Source organism: Pseudomonas fluorescens, assembly GCF_004683905.1.
In the GTDB taxonomy this organism is placed as follows: domain Bacteria; phylum Pseudomonadota; class Gammaproteobacteria; order Pseudomonadales; family Pseudomonadaceae; genus Aquipseudomonas; species Aquipseudomonas putida_A.
On record NZ_CP038438.1, the window covers coordinates 2,042,450 to 2,062,563 of the forward strand.

Annotated in this window: 14 protein-coding genes and 1 other RNA gene; 12 read left to right on the forward strand and 3 right to left on the reverse strand. The window is 61.7% G+C overall.

Features of this window, described 5'->3' with window-relative positions:
• Positions 1-85 precede the first annotated feature (85 nt).
• The 7 genes from E4T63_RS09315 (at position 86) to E4T63_RS09345 (ending at position 11,778) form a co-directional block, all read left to right on the forward strand.
• Complete coding sequence (locus tag E4T63_RS09315; protein ID WP_007961062.1) at positions 86-745, forward strand: GntR family transcriptional regulator; 660 nt, start codon at positions 86-88, stop codon at positions 743-745.
• A 2-nt stretch (positions 746-747) separates the two neighbouring features.
• Positions 748-4,236, forward strand: coding sequence for a chromosome segregation protein SMC (smc, locus tag E4T63_RS09320; protein WP_135295312.1), 3,489 nt, complete (start codon positions 748-750; stop codon positions 4,234-4,236).
• Between the two features lie 259 nt (positions 4,237-4,495).
• The gene (gene zipA / locus E4T63_RS09325) at positions 4,496-5,359 is read left to right on the forward strand and encodes a cell division protein ZipA (RefSeq protein WP_027613270.1); all 864 of its coding nucleotides are present in this window, start codon (positions 4,496-4,498) and stop codon (positions 5,357-5,359) included.
• A 224-nt stretch (positions 5,360-5,583) separates the two neighbouring features.
• Positions 5,584-7,941: an NAD-dependent DNA ligase LigA gene (ligA, locus tag E4T63_RS09330; RefSeq protein ID WP_135295313.1), complete on the forward strand. Its 2,358-nt coding sequence runs from the start codon at positions 5,584-5,586 to the stop codon at positions 7,939-7,941.
• 251 nt (positions 7,942-8,192) lie between these two features.
• On the forward strand, positions 8,193-9,356 hold the full coding sequence (locus E4T63_RS09335) for a zinc-binding metallopeptidase family protein (RefSeq protein WP_135295314.1): 1,164 nt from the start codon (positions 8,193-8,195) through the stop codon (positions 9,354-9,356).
• A gap of 147 nt (positions 9,357-9,503) precedes the next feature.
• Positions 9,504-9,600, forward strand: an RNA gene (gene ffs, locus E4T63_RS09340) — signal recognition particle sRNA small type.
• A 228-nt stretch (positions 9,601-9,828) separates the two neighbouring features.
• On the forward strand, positions 9,829-11,778 hold the full coding sequence (locus E4T63_RS09345; RefSeq protein ID WP_135295315.1) for a hypothetical protein: 1,950 nt from the start codon (positions 9,829-9,831) through the stop codon (positions 11,776-11,778).
• A gap of 121 nt (positions 11,779-11,899) precedes the next feature.
• On the opposite strand, the gene E4T63_RS09350 is transcribed toward E4T63_RS09345, so the two are convergent.
• Positions 11,900-12,649, reverse strand: coding sequence for a substrate-binding periplasmic protein (locus E4T63_RS09350; protein WP_097087634.1), 750 nt, complete (start codon positions 12,647-12,649; stop codon positions 11,900-11,902).
• A 143-nt stretch (positions 12,650-12,792) separates the two neighbouring features.
• On the opposite strand from E4T63_RS09350, the gene dnaX reads away from it, so the two are divergent.
• From dnaX to E4T63_RS09375, 5 genes are all read left to right on the forward strand, one after another.
• A complete protein-coding gene (gene dnaX / locus E4T63_RS09355; protein WP_135295316.1) occupies positions 12,793-14,874 on the forward strand; it encodes a DNA polymerase III subunit gamma/tau in 2,082 nt (693 codons plus the stop codon).
• A gap of 67 nt (positions 14,875-14,941) precedes the next feature.
• On the forward strand, positions 14,942-15,280 hold the full coding sequence (locus E4T63_RS09360) for a YbaB/EbfC family nucleoid-associated protein (protein ID WP_003223337.1): 339 nt from the start codon (positions 14,942-14,944) through the stop codon (positions 15,278-15,280).
• Between the two features lie 264 nt (positions 15,281-15,544).
• A complete protein-coding gene (locus E4T63_RS09365; protein WP_135295317.1) occupies positions 15,545-16,579 on the forward strand; it encodes an NADP-dependent oxidoreductase in 1,035 nt (344 codons plus the stop codon).
• A gap of 66 nt (positions 16,580-16,645) precedes the next feature.
• Positions 16,646-17,248, forward strand: a complete 603-nt coding sequence (gene recR / locus E4T63_RS09370; RefSeq protein ID WP_007965550.1) for a recombination mediator RecR — start codon at positions 16,646-16,648, stop codon at positions 17,246-17,248.
• A gap of 201 nt (positions 17,249-17,449) precedes the next feature.
• Positions 17,450-18,598, forward strand: a complete 1,149-nt coding sequence (locus tag E4T63_RS09375) for an acyl-CoA dehydrogenase family protein (RefSeq protein WP_135295318.1) — start codon at positions 17,450-17,452, stop codon at positions 18,596-18,598.
• A gap of 120 nt (positions 18,599-18,718) precedes the next feature.
• Here the strand turns inward: E4T63_RS09375 and E4T63_RS09380 are convergent, their stop codons facing one another.
• Together E4T63_RS09380 and fnr are read right to left on the reverse strand one after the other, a co-directional pair.
• Complete coding sequence (locus tag E4T63_RS09380) at positions 18,719-19,267, reverse strand: adenine phosphoribosyltransferase (protein WP_003223345.1); 549 nt, start codon at positions 19,265-19,267, stop codon at positions 18,719-18,721.
• Positions 19,268-19,345: 78 nt separating this feature from the next.
• Positions 19,346-20,080: a fumarate/nitrate reduction transcriptional regulator Fnr gene (gene fnr / locus E4T63_RS09385; protein WP_003223347.1), complete on the reverse strand. Its 735-nt coding sequence runs from the start codon at positions 20,078-20,080 to the stop codon at positions 19,346-19,348.
• Positions 20,081-20,114: the final 34 nt, after the last annotated feature.

Here is a 20,114-nt window from a genome sequence, read left to right on the forward strand (position 1 = left end):
AAGCGCCGTGCGGGCACTCCGCCATGCACCTGCATTTGCGCTACACTGCGCCGCTTGTGCAGATCGAAGAGTTTGAAGGACAACCATGACGTTCAAGGCGCCGGACAGCCTCGCCGAGCAAATCGCTCACCACCTCGCCGAACGCATCATTCGCGGCGAAATGAAGCCGGGAGAGCGCATTCAGGAACAGAAGGTCACGCTGGCCCTCAATGTCAGCCGCGGATCGGTCCGCGAAGCCCTGCTGATCCTCGAACGCCGCCACCTGATCGCGATCCTGCCGCGACGTGGCGCCCATGTCACCGAACTCACCGCGCACAAGGTGCAGAGCCTGTGCACGCTGATGAGCGAGCTGTACATCCTGCTCGGCAATGCGGTCGCCAATGGCTGGCAGACCCAGGCCGACATGGCGCCGTTCGTGCAGATCCAGCAGCGCCTGACCGCCAGCTACGAGCGTCAGGACATCCGCACCTTCGTCGACGACAGCTTCGCCGTGATGCGCGCTGCGTACCCGTTTGCCAACAACCCGTACCTGCAAGAGACCGTCGAGAACCTGCAGCCGGCCATGAGCCGTGCCTATTTCCTCGCCCTCGAACAGCGCAAGGCCGAAATGAGCGAGTTTCTCGAACTGTTCGAACGCCTGCTGGCCGCTGTGCTCGCCCGTGATTTGCCGCAGATCCGCATCGTGCTGACGGCTTACGCCCAGCGCAGCTGCGATCTGGTGGTCTCCGCCCTGACGGTTGCCTGAGCGTGCGGCTGAAGTGCATCAAACTGGCGGGGTTCAAGTCCTTCGTCGACCCGACCACGGTGAACTTCCCCAGTAACATGGCGGCGGTCGTCGGGCCGAACGGTTGCGGCAAGTCGAACATTATCGACGCCGTACGCTGGGTGATGGGCGAGAGTTCGGCGAAGAACCTGCGTGGCGAGTCAATGACCGACGTCATCTTCAATGGCTCGACCAGCCGCAAACCGGTGAGCCAGGCGAGCATCGAACTGGTGTTCGACAACTCCGACGGCACCCTGGTCGGCGAGTACGCGGCTTACGCCGAGATCTCCATTCGCCGCAAAGTCACCCGCGACAGCCAGAACAGCTATTTCCTCAACGGCGCCAAATGCCGCCGTCGCGACATCACCGACATCTTCCTCGGCACCGGCCTCGGCCCGCGCAGCTACTCGATCATCGAGCAGGGGATGATCTCCAAGCTGATCGAAGCCAAACCGGAAGACCTGCGCAACTTCATCGAAGAAGCGGCAGGCATCTCCAAGTACAAGGAGCGCCGGCGCGAGACCGAAAACCGCATCCGCCGCACCCACGAAAACCTTGCGCGTCTGACCGACCTGCGTGAAGAGCTTGAGCGTCAGCTCGAACGTTTGCACCGTCAGGCCGAGTCCGCCAAGAAGTATCAGGAATACAAAAACGAAGAGCGCCAGCTCAAGGCGCAACTGTCGGCCCTGCGCTGGCAGGATCTGAACGATCAGGTCGGCCAGCGCGAGTCGATCATCGGCACCCAGGAAGTCAGTTTCGAAGCGCTGGTCGCCGAGCAGCGCAATGCCGATGCGGCTATCGAGCGGCTGCGCGACGGGCACCATGAACTGTCCGAGCGCTTCAATCTGGTGCAGGGCCGCTTCTATTCGGTCGGCGGCGACATCGCCCGGGTCGAGCAGAGCATCCAGCACGGCCAGCAGCGCTTGCGCCAGTTGCAGGACGATCTGAAAGAAGCCGAGCGCGCGCGTCTGGAAACCGAATCGCACCTGGGCCACGACCGCACGCTGCTGCTGACCCTCGGCGAAGAGCTGGACATGCTCACCCCCGAGCAGGAAGTCACCAGCGCCGCTGCCGAAGAAGCCGCCGCTGCGCTGGAAGAAGCCGAGCTGACCATGCACGGCTGGCAAGAGCAGTGGGACACCTTCAACCTGACCGCCGCCGAACCACGGCGTCAGGCTGAGGTGCAGCAGTCACGGATCCAGCAGCTGGAAACCAGCATGGAGCGTCTTGCCGATCGGCAAAAGCGTCTCGCCGAAGAGCGCGATCTGCTTTCCGCCGACCCGGAAGACGCGGCGATCATGGCGCTCAACGAGCAGCTCGCCGAATCCGAGGCGACCCTCGAAGATTTGCAGACCAGCGAAGAAGCGCAGGTCGAAAAACTGGAACAACTGCGTCAGGAATTGCAGCAGGCACTGACCGCGCAGCAGCAGGCGCAGGGCGATTTGCAGCGCCTCAACGGGCGACTGGCGTCGCTGGAAGCCTTGCAGCAAGCCGCGCTCGACCCGGGCACCGGCACCGCCGAATGGCTGAAGGAACACAACCTCGCCGAACGGCCGCGTCTCGCCGAAGGCTTGAAGGTCGAGGCCGGTTGGGAGCTGGCGGTGGAAACCGTGCTCGGCGCCGATCTGCAAGCGGTGCTGGTGGACGACTTCAACGGCTTCGATCTGTCCGGTTTCACCCAAGGCGATCTGCGCCTGCTCAGCCCCGCCAGCGATGGTGTGCGAGTGGCGGGCAGCCTGCTGGATAAAGTCGAGGGGCAGATCGATCTGTCGCCGTGGCTCGGCCAGGTCAAACCGGTCGACAGCCTTGAACAGGCGTTGGCCCTGCGCGGCCAGTTGAGTGCCGGGCAGAGCCTGATCAGTCGCGACGGTTACTGGGTTGGTCGACACTTCCTGCGGGTGCGTCGCGCCAGTGAAGCCGAGAGCGGCATGCTTGCCCGTGGCCAGGAAATCGAGACGCTGCAGGTCGAACGCGAAGAGCGCGAAGCCACGGTCGAAGCCATGGAAACCCGTCTGCAAACCCTGCGGGCGCAACAGCGGCAGCAGGAAAACGGCCGCGAACACTTGCGCCGTTTGCTGCAGGACGAAGCCCGCTCCCAAGGTGAATTGAAAGCCCAGTTGTCCGCCGGTAAAGCCAAGGCTGAACAGCTGACGCTGCGCCGCACCCGACTCGATGAGGAGCTGATCGAACTCGGCGAGCAACGCGAACTGGAACACGAGCAGATCGGCGAAGCGCGCATGCAATTGCAGGAAGCGCTCGACGCCATGGCGCTGGATACCGAGCAGCGCGAGTTGCTGCTGGCTCAGCGTGACAGCCTGCGAGAACGCCTTGATCGCGTGCGCCAGGAAGCCCGCCAGCACAAGGATCACGCCCATCAACTGGCGGTGCGTCTCGGCTCGTTGCGCGCGCAGCACGATTCCACGCGTCAGGCGTTGGAACGTCTGGAGATGCAGGCCGAGCGCCTGACCGAAAAACGCGAACAGTTGAGTCTGAATCTGGAGGAGGGCGAGGCACCGCTGGAAGAGCTGCGCCTGAAACTCGAAGAGCTGCTCGACAAACGCATGACCGTCGACGAAGAACTGAAGACTGCGCAGATTGCGCTGGAAGACGCCGACCGCGAATTGCGCGAGGCGGAAAAGCGCCGGACCCAGGCCGAGCAGCAATCGCAACTGATCCGTGGCCAGCTCGAACAGCAGCGCATGGAATGGCAAGCGCTGACCGTGCGGCGCAAGGCGTTGCAGGATCAATTGCTCGAAGACGGCTACGATCTCAATGGCGTGCTCGCGACATTGACCCCCGAGGCCAGTGAACGCGCCGCCGAAGAAGAACTCGAACGGATCAATGCGCGGATTCAGCGCCTGGGTGCGATCAACCTCGCGGCCATCGACGAATACACGCAACAATCCGAGCGTAAACGTTATCTGGATGCGCAGGACGCCGATCTGGTCGAAGCTTTGGAGACCCTGGAAAACGTCATTCGCAAGATCGACAAGGAAACCCGTAACCGCTTCAAGGATACCTTTGATCAGATCAATGGCGGATTACAGGCGCTTTTCCCGAAAGTTTTCGGTGGTGGCAGCGCGTATTTGGAACTGACGGGCGAAGATCTACTCGATACAGGGGTGACGATCATGGCGCGGCCGCCAGGAAAGAAGAACAGCACCATCCATTTGCTCTCCGGCGGGGAAAAAGCCCTGACCGCGCTGGCACTGGTTTTTGCGATCTTCAAATTGAATCCGGCGCCGTTCTGCATGCTCGATGAAGTTGACGCGCCACTGGATGACGCTAACGTTGGACGCTACGCACGATTGGTTAAAGAGATGTCGCAGACCGTGCAGTTCATCTATATCACCCACAACAAGATCGCCATGGAAATGGCCGATCAACTGATGGGCGTGACGATGCACGAGCCGGGTTGTTCGCGACTGGTTGCAGTGGATGTCGAGGAGGCGATGGCGATGGTGGACGCCTGAGTCAGCGTGGTGTCGGAAGGGTATGAGTAGTCTGTAGGACTTTTTTACCGACTTCGACTTGCTGGCCAATCGACATATTCGCGCAAGCCAATGTGACAGACGGTGTAAAGTTGTCTTTGGTCGTGCTAGTTTAATGTCAATTTTTCGTATACGTGGGCAAAACGCCTGTCAGAACATAGAGTTGGCGCCACGTTTTAAAGCGGTTTGCACAATGTAAACCCCTTATTTTTCAGCATTTTTTATAGAGGCACGGGATTACATGGAAATCGGTCTGCGCGAGTGGCTGATCGTCATCGGCATCATTGTGATAGCCGGTATTCTTTTCGATGGCTGGCGCCGTATGCGCGGCGGCAAGGGAAAACTGAAATTCCGTCTTGACCGAAGTTTGTCCAACTTGCCGGACGAGGACACCAGCGCCGAGCTGTTGGGCCCGGCCCGCGTCCTGGACACACATAAAGAGCCGCAACTGGACGAACACGATCTGCCGTCGGTGAGCATGCCGGCCCGCGAAGCACGCGAGCCTCGCGAGTCCGGTTCGAAACGTGGCAAGCGCGGCAGCAATGGTCCGGCCCAGGGCGACCTGAACCTCGACCTGGACCTGGACGGCGGCCCGAGCTTCAGCAGCCGTGATGATGACTTCGTCGACGACAGCAAGCCTGCGCCAGCGGTGGCCGACAAGGATCAGCCGCAAGCCGAAGAAGTCCTGGTGATCAGCGTGATCTGCCGCGACGCCGCCGGCTTCAAAGGCCCGGCCCTGCTGCAGAATATTCTGGAAAGCGGTCTGCGTTTTGGCGAGATGGATATTTTCCACCGTCACGAAAGCATGGCCGGCAACGGTGAAGTGCTGTTCTCCATGGCCAATGCGGTCAAGCCGGGCATCTTCGATCTGGACGACATCGACCATTTCAGCACCCCGGCGGTGAGCTTCTTCCTCGGCCTGCCTGGCCCGCGTCATCCGAAGCAGGCCTTCGACGTGATGGTGGCGGCAGCACGCAAGCTGTCCCAAGAGCTGAACGGCGAGCTGAAAGACGACCAGCGCAGTGTGCTGACCGCACAGACTATCGAGCACTACCGTCAGCGCATCGTCGAATTCGAACGCCGCGCCCTGACCCAGAAGCGCTAAGGCCAGAGCGCAGTTGTGGCGAGGGAGCTTGCTCCCGCTCGGTGGCGAAGCCGCCGTAAATCCTGCAACCGGGTTGTGCCTGATGCAACACGGTGGATGGTATTGGGCTGCTTCGCAGCCCAGCGGGAGCAAGCTCCCTCGCCACAATGTCCATAGCCTTGAGCTATTGTGATTTAGAAGATTGAGCAGCCTCGGCTGCTCTTTTGCTTTATGAGAGAACACCCATGACCGCCGCCAAAAACCGCATTCTAGAGCTGCGCGCTGAACTCGATCAGCACAACTACCGTTACCACGTCCTCGACGAGCCGAGCATTCCGGACGCCGAGTACGACCGGTTGTTCCACGAGCTCAAGGCGCTGGAAGCGGCCAATCCGGAATTGATCACCAGCGACTCGCCGACCCAGCGTGTCGGCAGTGTGGCGCTGACCGCGTTCACCCAGGTGCGTCACGAAGTGCCGATGCTCAGCCTCGGCAACGCCTTCGAAGAAACCGACATGCGCGAGTTCGACCGCCGGGTGACCGAAGGTCTGGATCTGCCGGCCGGTGATCTGTTCGGTGGCGGCGCGGCGGTGGAATACAGCTGCGAGCCGAAACTCGATGGCCTGGCGGTCAGCCTGCTGTATCAGGACGGCGTGCTGGTGCGCGGCGCCACCCGTGGCGACGGCACCACCGGTGAAGACATCAGCGTCAACGTGCGCACCGTGCGCAACATCCCGTTGAAGCTGCACGGCTCAGGCTGGCCGGCGACCCTCGAAGTGCGCGGGGAAGTGTTCATGTCCAAGGCCGGTTTCGAGCGCCTCAACGCCTCGCAACTGGAAGTCGGCGGCAAGACCTTCGCCAACCCGCGCAACGCCGCTGCCGGCAGCCTGCGTCAGCTGGATTCGAAGATCACCGCCAATCGCCCGCTGGAATTCTGCTGCTACGGCATCGGTCAGGTCTCCCACGATATCTCCGATACTCACATCGGCAACCTCAAGCAATTGCAGAAGTGGGGCATGCCGATCAGCCACGAGCTGAAGCTGGCCAAAGGCATCGGCGAGTGCCTGGATTACTACCGCGACATCGGTGAGCGGCGTAACGCGCTGGCCTACGAAATCGACGGTGTGGTGTTCAAGGTCAACAGCATCGCCGATCAGCGCGAGCTGGGCTTCCGTGCCCGCGAACCGCGCTGGGCGATCGCGCACAAATTCCCGGCGATGGAAGAACTCACCGAACTGCTCGACGTGGAATTCCAGGTCGGTCGCACCGGCGCGGTCACTCCGGTGGCGCGGTTGAAACCGGTCAAGGTCGCCGGCGTCACCGTCGCCAACGCGACCCTGCACAACATGGATGAAGTGGCGCGCCTGGGCCTGATGATCGGCGACACGGTGATCATCCGTCGCGCCGGTGACGTGATCCCGCAGGTGGTGCAAGTGGTCACCGAACGTCGCCCGGAGAATGCTCGTCCTGTAGCGATTCCAGAGAATTGCCCGGTCTGCGGCTCCCATGTCGAGCGCACGCAACTGGTCAAGCGCAGCAAAGGCAAGGAAACCATCAGTGAAGGTGCGGTGTACCGCTGCGTTGGCCGTCTGGCCTGTGGCGCGCAACTGAAGCAGGCGATCATTCACTTCGTCTCGCGCCGGGCGATGGACATCGAAGGCCTTGGCGACAAGAGCGTCGAGCAACTGGTCGATGAAGGTCTGGTCAGCTCGCCGGCCGATCTGTACGCGTTGAAGTTCGACGACATTGTCGATCTGGAAGGCTTCGCCGAGGTCTCCAGCAACAAGCTGCTGGCGGCGATTGAAGACAGCAAGCAACCGGGACTGGCGCGGTTCATTTATGCGCTGGGCATTCCCGATGTCGGTGAGGAAACGGCCAAGGTGTTGGCGCGCTCGCTCGGTTCGCTGGAGCGCGTGCAGCAGGCGCTGCCGCAAGTGCTGACCTACCTGCCGGACATCGGCCTGGAAGTGGCTCACGAGATTCACAGCTTCTTTGAAGATGCACACAACCAGCAGGTGATCACCGAGTTGTTGGGGCATGGCCTGCAGATTCAGGATCAGGGTGAACTCGGCGCCGAATTTGCCGCCAGCACCACCCTCGGCGGTCTGCTCGACAAGCTGCACATTCCCTTTGTCGGCCCGGGCGGTGCGCAGAAACTGGCGGACAAATTCGGTTCGCTGGACGCAGTGATGAATGCCGACTGGCTGGACATGCGTCAGGCGCTACCGGAGAAGCAGGCCAATTCGGTGCGCGAGTTTTTTGCTGTGCCCGAGCATCGGCTGATCGCCGAGTCCGCCGAGAAACAGTTGCGGGATTTCGGCATGCACTGGCTGAGCGAGAAGAAAGTCGTCGAAGGCCTGCCGCTGTCCGGCGAGACCTGGGTGCTGACCGGCAAGGTCGAATTGATGAGCCGCGATGTGGCCAAAGAACACCTGGAGAGCCTCGGCGCCAAGGTCGCCGGCTCGGTATCGGCGAAAACTCATTGTGTGGTCGCAGGGCCCGGTGCTGGTTCGAAACTGACCAAGGCCAATGAGCTGGGGGTGAAGGTGATGGATGAAGAGGCGTTTATCGCGTTCCTCAAAACCCATGGCATTTCTGCCTGATAGGGCTCAAACCTGTAGTGAGGGGATTTATCCCCGACCGGCTGCGCAGCAGTCGTAAAGCCTGAGCACACGGTTTGTCTGATTCAACCGAGTTTTAGGATTTGGGGCTGCTTCGCAACCCATCGGGGCGGTGCGACGTTTCGCTAAATCCCCTCACCACAAGGGTGGTATCGGCCAATAGCCGTGGAGTATTCGGAACGATGTCGGCTCGGCAATGATCTAGTCTTGGCAAGCCCCAGGGAGAGATCGCCATGTACCGCTTTTTCGAGCAGCTCAGTTCTCGCATCGTCGCGCCGTTCATGGGCGAATCTTCACGCAACAGCAAAATCTGGCCGTGCCGCTGCGGCCAGTCGCTGTTCTTTCGCAACAGTCAGTGCCTGGCTTGCAGCGCGTTGTTGGGCTATCAGCCTGAAGAAAGTCGCCTGACCTCGTTGCAGCCCGGGCCACAGGACGGTAGTTGGACACTCGATGCCGATCCCGACGCCGGATTGTTTCGTCGCTGCGCCAACCTCGACACTCCCGCCGCGTGCAACTGGCTGCTGCCGGATAACGGCCACGACAGCCTGTGCATCGCCTGCAGCCTCAACCGCACCATCCCCGACCTCTCAGTGCCGGAAAACCCCGAACGCTGGCGCAAAGTCGAAATCGCCAAGCGCCGGCTGGTGGCGCAACTGATCACCCTCGGCCTGCCGGTCATCCCGAAAACCGTGGATGAGGCCACCGGTCTGGCCTTCGACTTCATCGGCGTCGACCTCGAAGGTAATGCACCGATGACCGGCCACGCCAACGGCCTGATCACCCTCGACATCAAAGAAGCCGACGACGCCCATCGCGAGCAGATCCGGGCGGCGATGCATGAGCCCTATCGCACGCTGCTCGGGCATTTTCGGCATGAGGTCGGGCATTATTATTGGGATCGACTGATCGCCAACGGCCCGTGGCTCGAAGCTTTTCGCAACCTGTTCGGCGACGAGCGCGCCAGTTACGCCGAAGCGCTCGACCGTCACTACCAGCAAGGCGCACCGCTGGACTGGCCGCAACACTACGTCAGCGCCTACGCGACCATGCACCCATGGGAAGACTGGGCGGAAACCTGGGCGCATTACCTGCACATGATGGATGCGGTGGACACCGCGCTGGGTTTCGGCATGAGTGCGCGGGAAATGGACTTCGACTACCAGCCGTTTCCGCCCAGCACCCTGTATGACCCGGAGCACCCCGGCGGCGCCGCTTTCCTGTCGTTCGTCAATGCGTGGATCGAACTGGCGGGCATGCTCAACGAGCTGTCACGCAGCATGGGGCAGCCGGATTTCTACCCGTTCGTGCTGCCGGCGGCGGCGATTGCCAAGTTGCACTTCATCCATCTGGTGATCCAGCAGGCGGGCGGCAAGGCGGATGAGGTGCTGACCCTGTAGGAGCTGCCGCAGGCTGCGATCTTTTCAGGCTCAGCGCATGTCCTTGAACCCGTTCATATTTTTTATCTGCAACCAACGGTTGTAACTTCGCTTCAGATAGGTACAATGGCGCGGCTCGCCGACAGGTGAGTGTCGTTATGGTGACCCCATCGGTCCCCCCGCAACGATTACCCGTGAACCTGGTCAGAGCCGGAAGGCAGCAGCCACAGCGGGAACATTGTGTGCCGGGGTGTGGCTGGTGGGGTTACCACCTTAACGAACGAAGAACGCTTCAACAGAACTGCATGGGTTTCGCCCACTGCGGTTTTTTTATGCCCGCGATTTGGGCTTTCACACCAGCCCCTGTGGGAGCGAGCCTGCTCGCGAAGGCTGCCCCCCGATGCCTGTTCAGCCACCAAGGTTGAACAGTGGCATACTCCACCGTCTTGCTGCGCGCGTCGTTGACAAGTTCGCGCCCTGGCTACGAGGTTGTATGCACCCGGAACATCACGATTTATCCACCGCCGTGTACTTACCCGTGACGGATGAGACCTGCGCCAGCCTGTTGCAGCCCGATGGCGCAAAAAACCTCGGCGAGTTGACGGATGCGCAGCTGGCCGCCGTGCTGGTCATCCAGAATCTGGCTCAGGCCACCGAAAAGGATCTCACCGCCGTAGCGGCGGAGAAGGTGCTGGCGCGACTGATCGCCTGGGCGGTCGATGGCGGGGCAGGGCTGCTGTCCGAGGCGCAACGGCTGTTCGACCCGCGCCAGTTGTACTTCGGCCTGAACGCCATCAGGGGATTGAACCTGCGATTGCTGTTGGCCGAAGAGGTGTCGGCGCAGGATTACCTGCTGCCCGATGGCAAGTGGGATGACGAGTTCAAGACGCGCCACCACGCGATCAACAATCCGTTCAGCCAGCAGATGATCAGCCCCGCGCACCGCGAGCGCTGGCTCAGCGCCGCGCAGGACAAACTGGTCAGAACCTTCCGCGCCAACCTCGATGAAGACCTGCACGTGCAAGGCTATGCCGGGATCGGCAAGAGCCACCTGGTCGGTGCCTTGACCGAGTGCCTGGACCCCGGGAAAACCCTTTTGCTGGCACGCACCCCGGAAAAACTCGCAACCCTGTGCCAGCGCATGGGCGTTGCCAGTGAACGCAAGCCAGGCATCACCTTTGAGGCGTTCGCGCGCGGGCTGATTTATGGGCGCAAGCCACAGCCGGCAAGCGCCGCCGGCCGAGTCGCGAGCAAACAGAGTCTAGCGCAGGAGCTGAACATCCTCGGCTTTCGCGAGCATGACGCGCAAAGGACTCTCAACGTCTGTCTGGAAACCCTCGAGCGCTATTGCCACTCCCGGGATTACAGCCTGTCGGCGCATCATCTGCCGTATTTCAAACTGTCCTTGTCCAGCCTTGAGTCCAAGGTGCTGCTGGAATATTCAAGCCGCGTCTGGACTTACCTTGAGGCCAACCCGGCGTGGGGCCGGCAGAGCGGCTTTGAAGCCTTGTTGCTGATCAAGCGTGCAAGCCTTGCGGGCTGCGTGGTGCCGCCGCGTTATACCCACGTGCTGATTGACGAGAGTCAGGACATTCCCGCCTCGCTGCTGCAGATTATCGAGCGCGGCCGGCAGGTGCTGATCACGCTTGGGGATGAGTATCAGCATGCCGAGCGCGATCTGGTGAAAAGAAAGCGTGAAGTGCGCCAGAGCGATATCACCTATTCGGTGCGCTCGGGGCGCAACGTCGAACGTCTGGTCAATCCGCTGATTTCCCGGCACTCGGAAAAGAGCAAGGTGCCGTTCGAAGGCGCGCGTGAAGCTGACGTCGGCATCGAGTTTTATCCGCAGGGCTTTGTCCCGCCGGAAGGTTGCGTGGTGCTGACGGCGTCCCCTTGGGACACCATGAAGTGGGCCATGCAGCTGCACGATGCCAATTGCCTGTTCAGCTTTGCCGACATGAAAGCCCAGCGCGACCTCGAGCACTTCATGATCACCGCCATCGAACTGTTCAGGGTCGACTTCTACAGTGCCGAACACAGCGAGAAGGGCCCGCATCGCTATTTCAGCGATCTGCCGAAGTGGCAGCAGGTGCGCGATGCCAACCAGTTCGACGAGGCGTTTCTGTGGGTCGAGGCCGAACTGGAGAAGGGCTTCAAGGTCGCTGACCTGACCCGGCTCAACCGGATGATCGGCGGCCCCGGCAAAAGCTGCCTGTTGATGCAGGCGCACGAGGCGGGCGGCATGGAGTTCGACCGCGTTCTGCTGACGCCCGAACTGCTGACCAATGTGCAGTTCAAGGACGCCTACGCGTTCGATCAGCGGATCTGCGCCGTGTACATCGCCATCTCCCGCGCCCGGCAGCAGCTTTATCTGCCGTACGATGTGGTCGAATGGATCGAATTTCACGACTACCAGAAATTCCGTGAGTCGCACGGCTACTGAATAATTCTCTGTCGGAAATGTCCCCCTGTGGGAGCGGGCTTGCTCGCGAAGGCGGTGTGCCAGTTAACGAATCAGATGACTGACACACCGCCTTCGCGAGCAAGCCCGCTCCCACAATGGGTTATGGGGTGGCTTCAGTGGACCCGGTATACAACCGGATGATGTCATCAATCTCCCCCGACATTTTCATCCGCAACAACGTGCGCAAGATCCGCTGCACCGGCACCTGAGGGTCATTCCTCACGTAGCAGCCGACATGCTGCTCCTGCAACACCGCGACGCCGTGCAGTTGCTGCCCGGGCAGCAGGCGCTGATTGAACCAGTCCAGTGTCCATTGATTGCTCACCGCATAGCGGTAGCGGCCGGCCAGGAGTTTTTCCAGTACTTGTTCCTGATTACGCGCGTCCTCGCGTTGCAGGCGATCGGCGTCGAACAGCGGTTGCAGGGTCGGATAGGTATAGCCGAGCACGGTCCCGATCGATTGGCGGGGCAGGTCGGCAGGGTCGACGCGGGGCGGCTGAGCGTCGCGGCTGATCAGCAAATCGCGCTGGAACAGCAGCGGAAGGCTCCAGATATAGTCCCCGGACTGATTCGGCAGCCACGATTGTGCGGCATAGCAGCGCACGTCGACTTCGCCGTGCTCCATGGCGTTCTGCACCCGGGCGCGCGGCAGGACGTGGAATTCGGCCGGCACGCCGACCTGCGTCGCAAGGCTGAGCATGATGTCGTGGAGGATGCCCTGGGTCGGGCGGCCATGGTCGATCTGCACCATCGGCATCGCCCAGCTGTCGGCCACGACGAAGCGCAACGGCGGTTCGGCCGCGCTCACGCTCAGACTGATCCCCAACAAGGCTCCCAAGGCCCAACGCATACATGCTCCGATGAGTCCCGATCACGAGCGAAATTTCCCCGCCAACAGCAGCTTAGCCAGATTAGACGAGCACACCGGATGCAATTTTGCCCTTGCTCCGCTAGCATTAGCCGCTTCAGCTTCCTTCGTTGCGACGGTTTTCGATGAGTTATCAGGTTCTTGCACGTAAATGGCGTCCGCGCTCGTTCCGCGAAATGGTCGGCCAGACCCATGTGCTCAAGGCTCTGATCAATGCCTTGGACAGCCAGCGGCTGCACCACGCGTACCTGTTCACCGGTACCCGCGGGGTCGGTAAGACCACCATTGCGCGGATCATTGCCAAATGCCTGAACTGTGAGACAGGTATCACTTCGAGCCCCTGCGGCGAGTGTTCGGTGTGCCGCGAGATCGACGAAGGGCGCTTCGTCGACCTGATCGAGATCGACGCCGCGAGCCGGACCAAGGTCGAGGACACTCGCGAGCTGCTGGACAACGTGCAGTACGCGCCGAGCCGCGGGCGCTTCAAGGTCTATCTGATCGACGAAGTGCACATGCTCTCCAGCCATTCCTTCAATGCGCTGCTGAAAACCCTCGAAGAGCCGCCGCCGTACGTCAAGTTCATCTTGGCGACGACGGATCCGCAGAAACTTCCGGCAACGATTTTGTCGCGTTGCCTGCAGTTCTCGCTGAAGAACATGACGCCCGAGCGCGTGGTCGAGCATCTGACCCACGTGCTCGGCGCCGAAAACGTGCCGTTTGAAGACGACGCGCTGTGGTTGCTGGGCCGCGCCGCTGACGGCTCGATGCGTGACGCCATGAGCCTGACCGACCAGGCCATCGCCTTCGGTGAAGGCAAGGTATTGGCCGCCGACGTGCGGGCGATGCTCGGCACGCTGGATCACGGTCAGGTCTTCGACGTGCTCCACGCGCTGATCGAAGGCGACGCCAAGGCGTTGCTCGAAGCCGTGCGCCATCTGGCCGAGCAAGGCCCGGACTGGAACGGCGTGCTCTCGGAAATTCTCAACGTGCTGCACCGCGTCGCCATCGCCCAGGCCTTGCCTGAAGGTGTCGACAACGGTCATGGCGACCGTGACCGCGTATTGGCATTGGCTCAGGCGCTGCCGGCCGAAGACGTGCAGTTCTATTACCAGATGGGCCTGATCGGTCGCCGCGACTTGCCGCTGGCGCCGGATCCCCGTGGTGGCTTTGAAATGGTCCTGCTGCGGATGCTGGCCTTCCGGCCGGCGGATACGACGGACGCCCCGAGGCAACCGCTAAAGCCAGTGGGGATCAGCCAGGCCACAGTTGATTCCGCAAATTCAGTGGCTGCCGCGCCCAAGCCTGCGCCGGTAGTCGCTGCGGCTGTCGCGCCTGCACCGGTGGTTGCGCCAGCGCCGGCTCCAGCGCCTGTGGTGGTGGCTGCGCCGGCACCCGCGCCAGAAGCAGAACCTGAACCGGTCGCCGCCGAAGCGGTGGTCGACCTGCCGTGGAACGACCCGGTCGAACCCGAGCCGGAACCCGAGCCGGTGCAGCAACCAGCCGTCGAGCCGGTACTGGAAACCGCCAGCGAGCAGCCCGAGTTGCCGCCGATGCCGCTGCCGACCCCGGACAGCGTGGTGCCGGATGCACCGGAGTGGGCCGCTGCGCCGATTCCCGAGCCGTCGGTCGCCGACGTCGATGCCGCCACACCGGGCATGGATCTCGACGATGAGCCGCCGCTGGACGAAGACTACATCGAGCCGGACATGGATTCGGCCTACAGCTACCTCGACGATCTGGCCAGCGAACACACCGCCGAGCTGGCCCCAGAACCCGAGCCGGAGCCTGCCGCCGCGCCGGCCACCGGTCTGGCGTTGCAATGGCTGGAGCTGTTCCCGCAACTGCCGATCTCCGGCATGACCGGCAGCATTGCCGCCAACTGCACGCTGATCGCGGTCGATGGCGACCACTGGCTGATGCACCTGGACCCGGCGCACAGCGCGCTGTTCAACGCCACGCAACAGCGGCGCCTGAACGATGCGTTGAACCAGTTCCACGGTCGTACGCTGACCCTGACCATCGAGTTGATCAAGCCCGAGCAGGAAACCCCGGCGCAGGCCGCGTCCCGTCGCCGGGCCAACCGTCAGCGCGAGGCGGAGGAATCGATCCACGGTGATCCGTTCATCCAGCAGATGGTCCAGCAGTTCGGTGCAGTGGTGCGACACGATACTATTGAACCTGTCGACGCCTTGGTCGCCCAAGGCTAATAACTGAGGGCGTTCGGCGTTAAGTGCCGGGCGCTGTTTTGATCCAAGTACTTTTGAGGTGATTCCCATGATGAAAGGTGGCATGGCCGGCCTGATGAAGCAGGCGCAGCAGATGCAGGAAAAAATGGCCAAGATGCAGGAAGAACTGGCCAACGCCGAAGTCACCGGCAAGGCCGGTGGCGATATGGTCACCGTGGTAATGACCGGTCGTCACGACGTGAAAAGCGTCAGCATCGACCCAAGCCTGGTTGAAGGTCTGAGCGAAGACGACAAAGAGATGCTGGAAGCCGTGGTCGCTGCCGCCGTCAACGATGCCGTGCGCAAGATCGAAGCCAACAGCCAGGAAAAAATGGGCAGCATGACCGCCGGCATGAACCTGCCAGCAGGTATGAAACTGCCATTCTGATTCGCCTTTGCGGGTTGGATGAGCTACACAAAATGCCAGGCATCGCGCCTGGCATTTTTGTTTCTGCCTGATCGTCATGTGTTGGCGGGGCTGACGCCTTCGCGAGCAAGCCCGCTCCCACATGTTGAAATGCATTCCCCTGTGGGAGCGGGCTTGCTCGCGAAGGCGTCGACTCGGACCAACTGAAGAAACATCGAACCCACCGCCGCCGCCAAAGGTCTGCTCCCTATACCCCCGAATTCCCCATTCACAGGAGACGCTGACATGTCCGACCCTCTGACCCTCAACCAACGCTTCGTCCTCGCTTCACGTCCGGTGGGCGCGCCGACTCCAGAAAACTTCCGTCTGGAGCGCGAAGCGTTGCCGGATCTCGAAGACGGCCAGGTGTTGCTGAAAACCCTGTACCTGTCGCTGGACCCGTACATGCGCGGGCGCATGAGTGACGCACCGTCCTACGCCGCACCGGTACAAATCGGCGAAGTGATGACCGGTGGCGCTGTCAGCCGTGTCGAGAATTCCCGTCATCCGAAATTCCACCAGGGCGATCTGGTGGTCGGCCTCACCGGCTGGCAGAGCCACAGCATCAGCGACGGGCGCAACATCATGCCGATTCCGTCCGGCCTGCCGAGCCCGTCGATGGCGCTCGGCGTGTTGGGCATGCCGGGGATGACTGCGTACATGGGGCTGATCGACATCGGTCAGCCGAAAGAAGGTGAAACGCTTGTCGTGGCTGCTGCGTCCGGTGCCGTTGGTTCGGTGGTCGGTCAGGTGGCGAAGATCAAGGGCCTGCGCGCCGTGGGTGTGGCCGGTGGAGCCGACAAATGCAAATACGTGGTCGAGGAACTGGGGTTTGATGCCTGCATCGATCACAAGGCGCCGGACTTTGCCGAACAACTGGCCAAGGCTTGCCCGAAAGGCATCGACATCTATTACGAAAACGTCGGCGGGCATGTGTTCGATGCCGTGGTGCCGCTGCTCAATCCCAAGGCGCGCATTCCGCTGTGCGGGCTGATTGCCGGTTACAACGCCACTGAAGTGCCGCAAGGCCCGGATCGTCTGCCAATGCTGCAGCGTACGTTGCTGACCAAGCGCGTGCGGATTCAGGGCTTCATCGTGTTTGATGACTACGGCGACCGTCAGCCGGAATTCATCAGCCACATGGTGCCGTGGGTGCGCGACGGCAAGGTCAAATTCCGTGAAGACGTCGTGGAAGGCCTGGAGCAGGCGCCCGAGGCGTTTATCGGTCTGCTGGAGGGGCGCAACTTCGGCAAACTGGTGGTGAAGGTCGCCCAGGACTGAGCATTTGACGCTGGCCAGAGGCGCGGGTATAAACCGCGTCTCGTTGTTTTGTCGGACTTTTTACCCATGAGCTTCAGCCCTTTGATTCGCCAACTGATCGACGCCCTGCGCACTTTGCCGGGCGTGGGTCAGAAAACCGCCCAGCGCATGGCGTTGCAGTTGCTCGAGCGTGATCGCAGCGGCGGCACGCGCCTGGCCCAGGCCTTGAGCCAGGCCATGGAAGGGGTGGGGCACTGCCGTCAGTGCCGCACGCTGACCGAAGACGATCTGTGCCCGCAATGCGCCGACACGCGCCGCGACGACACGCTGCTGTGCGTGGTGGAGGGGCCGATGGACGTGTATGCGGTGGAGCAAACGGGTTTCCGTGGGCGCTACTTCGTGCTCAAGGGCCACCTGTCGCCGCTCGACGGTCTGGGGCCGGAAGCTATCGGTATTCCGCAGCTGATGGCGCGTATTGAAGAGGCGGGCACCTTTACCGAAGTCATCCTCGCCACCAACCCGACGGTGGAAGGTGAAGCTACTGCGCATTACATCGCTCAACTTCTGGCCAACAAAGGCTTGATCGCCTCGCGGATTGCCCACGGTGTGCCGCTGGGTGGGGAGCTGGAGTTGGTGGATGGCGGGACACTGGCGCATTCGTTTGCCGGGCGTAAGCCGATTTCCCTCTAAGTCATAGGGTGTCTGAACAGACGCCTTCGCGAGCAAGCCCGCTCCCACAGTTGATCGAGTTCATTCAGATTGAATGCGGTCGAATGTGGGAGCGGGCTTGCTCGCGAATGGCGCACCTCGGTCTAACTGATTCACACAAACCTATTGAAAACCAAGCAAGCGCTCGGTTAACGTCGGCCAACCCTTCAGTGGAGTTCGCCGATGCCTGCCTTCCAGGAATACTTCGACCCCAGCCACCAAATGGTCCGCGACAGCGTCAGACGTTTCGTCGAGCGCGAGATCCTGCCGGACATCAATGCGTGGGAAGAGGCCGAAAGCTTTCCCCGTGAGCTGTACCAGAAGGCCGGGGCGGCGGGGATTCTCGGCATCGGTTATCCCGAAGCGCTGGGTGGCAGCCACGAAGGTGATGTGTTCGCCAAGGTTGCCGCCAGCGAAGAACTGATGCGCTGCGGCTCCGGTGGTCTGGTCGCGGGCCTCGGTTCGCTGGATATCGGCCTGCCACCGATCGTCAAATGGGCCCGGCCCGAGGTGCGCGAGCGCGTCGTGCCGCAAGTGCTCAGCGGCGAGAAAATCAGCGCCCTGGCGGTCACCGAGCCCGGCGGCGGCTCCGACGTCGCCAACCTTCAGACCCGCGCCGTGCGTGACGGCGAATTCTACCGGGTCAGCGGCAGCAAAACCTTTATCACCAGCGGCGTGCGTGCCGATTTCTACACCGTTGCGGTGCGCACCGGAGCGCCGGGTTTCGGCGGCATCAGTCTGTTGCTGATCGAGAAGGGCACCCCAGGCTTCACGGTAGGCCGCCAGCTAAAGAAAATGGGCTGGTGGGCCTCGGACACCGCTGAGCTGTTCTTCGACGATTGCAGGGTGCCCGTGGGCAATCTGATCGGCGCGGAGAACATGGGCTTCGCCTGCATCATGGGCAATTTCCAGAGTGAACGGCTGGCGCTGGCACTGATGGCCAACATGACCTCGCAGCTCGCGCTCGAAGAGGCGCTGAAGTGGGCGCGCGAGCGTGAGGCGTTCGGCAAACCCATCGGCAAGTTCCAGGTGATCAAGCATCGGCTGGCCGAAATGGCCACGGCGCTGGAAGTATCGCGCGAGTTCACCTACCGTCAGGCGGCGAAAATGGCGGCGGGGCAGAGCGTGATCAAGGAGATTTCCATGGCCAAGAACGTTGCCACGGACACCTCGGACCGGATTACCACCGAGGCAGTGCAGATTCTTGGTGGCCTGGGTTACATGCGCGAAAGTCTGGTGGAGCGGCTGTATCGGGATAACCGCATTCTGTCGATTGGCGGCGGGACGCGGGAGGTGATGAACGAGATCATCAGCAAGCAGATGGGGCTTTAGGTTCTGCGGTGAGGCTGCAGGCCCCTTCGCGAGCAAGCCCGCTCCCACATTGGATCTGTGGCGTTCACAAATCCTCTGTGGGAGCGGGCTTGCTCGCGAAGGCGGCGGTACAGACGCCGCTTACTTGTCAGTCAAAGCAAACTGCGTCAGGCAGAAGGTAGGGATGCCCATATCTTCCAGACGCTGCGACCCACCCAGCTCCGGCAGATCGATAATCGCCGCTGCCTCATGCACCCGCGCGCCCATGCGGCGGATCAGGTTGGCCGCGGCGATCAGCGTGCCACCGGTGGCAATCAGGTCATCGAACATCACCACCGAATCGCCTTCGCACAGGCTGTCGGCGTGTACTTCGAGGAACGCTTCACCGTATTCGGTCGCATAACCCTCGGCCAACACGTCCGCCGGCAGTTTTCCCTGCTTGCGGAACAGCACCAGCGGCTTGTTCAACTGGTAGGCCAGCACCGAACCGATCAGGAAACCGCGCGCATCCATCGCGCCGATGTGGGTGAAATCGGCTTCCACATAGCGGTGGGCGAAGCTGTCCATCACCAGGCGCAGGGCCTTGGGCGACTGGAACAGCGGGGTGATGTCGCGAAAGATCACGCCCGGTTTCGGGAAGTCGATCACGGGGCGGATCAGGGATTTGATGTCGAAGGAGTCGAAGACCATCGTCGAGGTGTCCTGGCAGGGCTGCAAACGGCGCAGTATACCCGCGGCTGAAACGCTTCGCTCAACCGCGGATCGAGATCAGCCTTCGAGCGAGCCGCCGGCCAGGGCGCAGAGCTGGATCGGGTCGAGGATGTGGATCTCTTTGCCCTCGGCGGCGATCAGTTCGTTCTGCTGGAAGCGGGTGAATACCCGTGACACGGTTTCCACCGCCAGGCCCAGATAATTGCCGATTTCATTACGCGACATGCTCAGGCGGAACTGGTTGGCCGAGAACCCGCGAGCCCGGAAGCGGGCCGACAGATTGACCAGGAACGTGGCGATGCGCTCGTCGGCGGTTTTCTTCGACAGCAACAGCATCATTTGCTGGTCATCACGGATCTCGCGGCTCATCACCCGCATCAACTGACGGCGCAGCTGCGGCAGTTGCAGGGCCAGTTCATCAAGGCGTTCGAACGGAATTTCGCAGACCGAGGTGGTCTCCAAGGCCTGGGCCGACACCGGGTGTTTCTCGGTGTCCATGCCGGACAGGCCGACCAGTTCGCTCGGCAGGTGGAAACCGGTGAGCTGTTCTTCGCCGCTGTCGCTCAGGCTGAAGGTTTTCAGGGCGCCGGAGCGTACTGCATAAACGGAATCGAAGGTGTCGCCCTGACGGAACAGGAACTCACCCTTTTTCAACGGGCGGCCACGTTTAACGATTTCGTCCAGCGCATCCATGTCTTCCAGATTCAGAGAAAGTGGCAGGCAGAGAGGGGCCAGGCTGCAATCCTTGCAATGGGCCTGGTTGTGAGCGCGCAGTTTGACTGGCTCGGACATTTCTTAAATCCTTGTGGGAAAACACACATAAGCC